Genomic DNA, 5,341 nt, shown 5'->3' on the forward strand with positions numbered 1-5,341 from the left:
GGGCGTAGAGCGGCTGATAGGTGCCGGGCGGCGGTGGGGGGTGTGCCGCGCGGTCGTAGAGCGCCTCGGTCACCGGGTCCTGGGCGGAGAGGTCCTGCGCCCGGTAGGGATCCTGGTCGTAGGCGTCCTGGAAGTACACGTCGGGCTCGGGCTGCGGCGGAACCTGCTGCCCGTGGTCGGCGGACCCGGGCGGAAGGTCCTCGGGGGAGGCAGAGCCGCCCGAGCCCTCGCCACGGTCACCGTCGTACGGCGCGTTCATGGTTTACCCCACCTCATCGTCCCCGGGCCCACCGGCCACGACATCGCTCAACGGTCCACTCTCTCACCCGTCTCGGACGGGTCGGTGCTTTCCGGGGCGGTGTCCGGTGTCGGGTCACTCGGCTGCTCGGGGTCGCCCTCCCCGGGCGCGGTGCCGGACTCGCCGTCCGGGCCCTCGTCCGGGGCGTCCTGGGCGGCCTCCTTGCGCGCCGCGCGCTTGCGCTGGGTGTACATCCGGAATCCGGCGAGTACGAGCAGCAGGAGACCGCCTGCGATGACGAGCATCACGGTGGGGGTCACCTCGGTGGCGTTGACCTCGAAGCGGACGGCCTCGCCGTAGGGCTCGTTGTCCTCCGTATAGAGCTGGGCGTAGACCGGGACCGGGCCGTTGGCGTTGGCAGTGGTGGTGAACTTCACCGACTGGGAGTGGCCGCCCGCGATCTTGACGGGCTGCTCCTCGTACTGCCCGTCGCCGATCTTCAGACGCGTGGGGTTCTGTGAGGACAGGCGCAGGATCAGGTGGTCGACGCCCTGCACCAGGTTGTTCTGCACCGACACCGGGATGGTCGCGCTGCGCCCGGAGAGCTTCGCGTCGGACCTCTGGATGAGGGCCACCTGCTCGGTCAGCTCGCGCAGATAGCTCTGGACACCGCCCCGGTACCCGGCCGCCTCCGGCGCGTGGCCGCGCCAGGAGGTGGACATCTCACGGTCTATGGCCCTCCCGAAGGGCGTGACCACGCGGTCCTTCTCGGTGAGGATCACCTGGAAGCGCTCGAGCATGCTCTGGGTCTCGCGGATCGACTCGAAGGCCGACTGGGGCAGCTCCTGCTTGCGCAGCGCTGCCGGGTAGGCCCCGGCCGACGGGACCCGGGTGGTGGCCCGCGGGTCCGGCTTCTCCTTCGCCGCGTCGGTCAGCTCCTGGGACCGCGACCACTGCCCCTCCTGGAGGGCGCTGAGTCCCTTCGCCATGCTCTGGGCCTGGCTGGCCGAGGGCATGCGCTGCGGGGCGACCACGATGCTGCGCTGCCTGCCGGGCTCCTGAAGGTTGATCATCAGGCTCTGGGCGACGAACTCCTGGACGGCGAGCGTGGAGTTCTCGGCCTCCGTCATGTCGCCCTGGAAGGCCGTGGAGAGGCGCGCGTCGGCCACCACGGCGGTCGTGCCGCCGCCGATGGGCCGGGCCGCGGTCGGTGAGTACGTCAGACCGCTGTTCTCGCGCATGCTGTCGCTGCGGGCGATCACCGTGTGGGCGCCCGCGGAGGTGGAGACGTCGACGATGGACGGGTCGATCGCCCCCTCGGCGGGCCATGCGAAGTCCGTGTTCGGCTTGACGTGCAGGATCGTGTCCACCGCGCGGATCCCCGCCTCGGTGGCGTCCCTGAGATGGCTGAGGGAGCCGGTGACGGCCCTGCCGTTGTGCGCGAGGGAGGCGAGGTCGGGGTCGGCGAAGGGCAGCGCGACGACCTTCTTGCCCTTGACCGCGGCTTCCAGGTCGTTGAGCCATTCGGTGGCCACCGCCTGGTGCTTGCCCGCCCTGGAGGTCTTCCCGTCGGGGTTCTGGATCCGGTAGCCCTTGGTCATCGCCTCGACGGAGGCGAGCAGGTCCGGATCGATGACCCAGGTGACATCGAGGTCACTGCCGAGGGCCAGCAGCTGCTGCAGACGTCCGCCCGGGGCCAGCTCGTCGGCCAGGTCGTCGTTCTTGAAGACCGCCGTCTGCTGTTCGTCGGACTCCGTCTTCGCCGTGAGGTGCGTGTCGGAGATGAGCGGCCACAGATAGGTCGTCTTCGTCTTCGTGCCCGCGCTCTCGGGGTGCCACGGCAGGAAGGTGCGCTCGATGCCGAGCACCTGCGGATAGGGCTGCGCGGCGCTCTGACCGGTCAGGGCGACGCCCAGCTGGTAGACACCGTCCGCACCGAGGTGCAGGGCCTTGACGGGCACGGAGATGCTGAAGTCCTGCCGGACGCCGGGCGCGAGCTTGGCGAACTTGTCGACGTACTTGCCGCCGACCTCGGTGCCGTCGGCCCCCGGCTGGAAACCCGTGCGCTTCGAGGTGCGGTCGATCTCGCTGCGGCCGCTGACGGTCGGCCCCAGCCGCAGCCCGACCCGGGCCCCGGTCACCGTCTGCTTGCCGTTGTTGGTGACGGTGCCGGAGACGGTGAGGGTGTCGCCCTCACCGGGGGCGGTGGGGGTGAGCGCGTCCAGCGAGACGTCGACCGTTCTGGAACCGGTGGCGTCGGCCTTCGCGCTCGGCGCGGTGGCGTGCGCGACGGGGGCCGCCGGAGCCTGTAGGAGGCCGGCCAGCAAGGGGGTACCCACCAGCAGTGCTGCGGTGCGCCGCAGCCACCGGCGGGCAGGTGAGGGGCTTGTCCCCGGGAAATCTGCCGCCTCGGCCACGCGTTCGCCCGTCCCTCGTCGTCAGTGGTCGTCGGTTGTGCGTCCACGCATGGTAACGATGCGCGCTGTGGCGAAGTGCCGCGGACTGCTCCACGTGATCGGGACGACCTCGCCGGGGCGGGAAACGGGTCGGCCCGGGGCGTCCGGGGCACGTACCCTTTTCTGTTGTGCCGAACGCCAACGAAGACAATCCCAGCGCACTGAGCCAGGTGCAGCGCCGCGCGGTCAGCGAACTGCTGCGTGTGTCCCCTGTCGCGGACGATCTCGCCCGCCGTTTCCAGGAGGCCGGGTTCTCTCTCGCCCTGGTCGGTGGCTCGGTCAGGGACGCCCTCCTGGGCCGGCTCGGCAACGACCTGGACTTCACCACCGACGCCCGCCCCGAGGACGTCCTGAAGATCGTCAGGCCGTGGGCGGACGCGGTGTGGGAGGTCGGGATCGCCTTCGGGACGGTCGGCTGCCAGAAGGAGGGCTACCAGATCGAGGTCACGACGTACCGGTCGGAGGCGTACGACAGGACCTCCCGCAAGCCCGAGGTGTCCTACGGCGACTCCATCGAGGAAGACCTCGTCCGCCGTGACTTCACCGTGAACGCGATGGCCGTGGCGCTCCCCCAGAAGGAGTTCGTCGACCCGCACGACGGCCTGGAGGACCTCTCCGAGCGTGCCCTGCGCACCCCCGGCACTCCCGAGGAGTCCTTCTCGGACGACCCGCTGCGGATGATGCGGGCCGCGCGGTTCGCCGCGCAGCTGGACTTCGAGGTGGCGCCCGAGGTGGTCGCCGCGATGAAGGCGATGTCCGAGCGCATCGACATCGTCTCCGCGGAGCGCGTGCGGGACGAGTTGAACAAGCTGATCCTCTCCGCCCACCCGCGCAAGGGCCTCGCCCTCCTCGTCGACACGGGGCTCGCCGCACGGGTCCTGCCGGAGCTGCCGGCGCTCCGCCTGGAGCGGGACGAGCACCACCGGCACAAGGACGTCTACGACCACTCGCTGATCGTCCTCGAGCAGGCGATGGCACTGGAGACGGACGGCCCCGATCTGACGCTGCGGCTCGCCGCGCTGCTGCACGACATCGGCAAGCCGAAGACGCGGCGCTTCGAGAGCGACGGCCGGGTCTCCTTCCACCACCACGAGGTGGTCGGCGCCAAGATGGTCAAGAAGCGTATGACGGCGCTCAAGTACTCCAACGAGCTGGTGAAGGACGTCTCGCGCCTGGTGGAGCTCCACCTGCGCTTCCACGGCTACGGCACGGGAGAGTGGACGGACTCGGCCGTACGCCGCTATGTACGGGACGCCGGGCCGCTCCTGGAGCGCCTGCACAAGCTGACCCGCTCGGACTGCACGACGCGCAACAAGCGCAAGGCGAACGCCCTGTCGCGCGCGTACGACGGCCTGGAGGAGCGCATCGCCCGCCTCCAGGAACAGGAGGAGCTGGACTCGATCCGCCCCGACCTGGACGGCAACGACATCATGGAAGTCCTGGACGTCGGCCCCGGACCGGTCATCGGCAAGGCCTACAAGTTCCTGCTGGAGCTGCGGCTGGAGAACGGGCCCATGGAGCGGGACGCGGCGGTGGCCGCGCTCAAGGAGTGGTGGGCGGCGCAGAGCTGATGCGGTGCTGTGGATGTTTCACGTGAAACGCCCACAGCGCTCATGACAGCCCAAGGGGCGGTGTTTCACGTGAAACACCGCCCCTTGGGGTTTTCCCCTGCTTCTACTTCGTCTTCTTCAGGCAGAGCACCAGGTTGTGGCCCTTGCCCTGCTGGTAGTAGGCGATCTCGGAGGTCTTGACGGCCTCGCACTTGGTGCTGTCGCTGGTGTCGTCGAACTTCTCGACCACCTTGAATTCGGCGTCGCTGGAGGAGCAGTCGACTTCTTCCAGGTCGGGAGTGATCTGCGTGCCCTTGTTGTGCATGCAGCTGCCCACGGAGGTCGTCTCGGCGTCGCTCTGTCCGAAGTACCACTTGCCGACGGCTATGAGGATGGCGACGAGAATGAAGCCGACGATGCGCAGGACGAACTTCTTGGCGCGGCCACCGCGGCTCGGAGCAGCCGGCGGAGGAACCGGCCCGCCCTGGTTGTAAGGCTGGTAAGGCTGCATCGGGGCAGTCTGCTGGCCCGGCTGAGGGGGGTACGGGGCGCCGCCCTGGGGCTGGCCATAGGGGTTCTGGCCCTGGGGCGGGTACGGAGCTTGGCCCTGGGGCGGCGGAGTGGTCACTTTTGAGGGTCCCCTCGAACGAGAGCGCGATGGCGCGGATAAGACGCCCGTAAGTTATCGGGACGCAGTGAGATCTCTGAAGCCCAGAGAGGCTCTGTGGCACTGATGTGACACTTACTGCACGCCAAACCGGGCCATAGACGCCGCAATTGCCGCGTAGAGCAGCGCCACCGTGACGACCAACGGGACCGACCGGCCGTCAGAAGGCAGTATCGCCGCGGCCACCGCTGCCGCGGCGACAAAGGCGACGTTGAACAGCACGTCGTACAGGGAGAAGATCCGGCCACGGAAGCCGTCGTCCACCGTGGACTGCACCACCGTGTCCGTGGCGATCTTCGCGCCCTGGGTGGTCAGCCCGAGCACGAAGGCGGCGACCAGCAGCGGGGCCGGTGCGAAGGAGAGGGCAAGGGCCGGTTCGAGGACCGCCGCCGTGGCCGCGCAGACGGCGATCCACCCGCCCGCCCCGAAC

The 5,341-nt window shown here is 69.4% G+C and carries 3 protein-coding genes and 2 pseudogenes; 1 reads left to right on the forward strand and 4 read right to left on the reverse strand.

Annotated features, from left to right (window positions below; genetic code table 11):
* Both GKQ77_RS26945 and GKQ77_RS26950 read right to left on the reverse strand, forming a co-directional pair.
* Positions 1-259, reverse strand: a pseudogene (locus GKQ77_RS26945) (murein biosynthesis integral membrane protein MurJ); the annotation flags it as partial.
* 47 nt (positions 260-306) lie between these two features.
* On the reverse strand, positions 307-2,655 hold the full coding sequence (locus GKQ77_RS26950) for a DUF6049 family protein (RefSeq protein ID WP_219691532.1): 2,349 nt from the start codon (positions 2,653-2,655) through the stop codon (positions 307-309).
* A gap of 167 nt (positions 2,656-2,822) precedes the next feature.
* Here GKQ77_RS26950 and GKQ77_RS26955 point away from each other — a divergent pair, with 167 nt between their 5' ends.
* A complete protein-coding gene (locus GKQ77_RS26955) occupies positions 2,823-4,265 on the forward strand; it encodes a CCA tRNA nucleotidyltransferase (RefSeq protein ID WP_219691533.1) in 1,443 nt (480 codons plus the stop codon).
* A gap of 103 nt (positions 4,266-4,368) precedes the next feature.
* On the opposite strand, the gene GKQ77_RS26960 is transcribed toward GKQ77_RS26955, so the two are convergent.
* Complete coding sequence (locus GKQ77_RS26960; protein ID WP_258022028.1) at positions 4,369-4,755, reverse strand: LppU/SCO3897 family protein; 387 nt, start codon at positions 4,753-4,755, stop codon at positions 4,369-4,371.
* Positions 4,756-4,986: 231 nt separating this feature from the next.
* Positions 4,987-5,341, reverse strand: a pseudogene (locus GKQ77_RS26965) (MFS transporter); the annotation flags it as partial.

Origin of the sequence: Streptomyces anatolicus (assembly GCF_019400875.1) — a bacterium.
GTDB lineage: Bacteria > Actinomycetota > Actinomycetes > Streptomycetales > Streptomycetaceae > Streptomyces > Streptomyces anatolicus.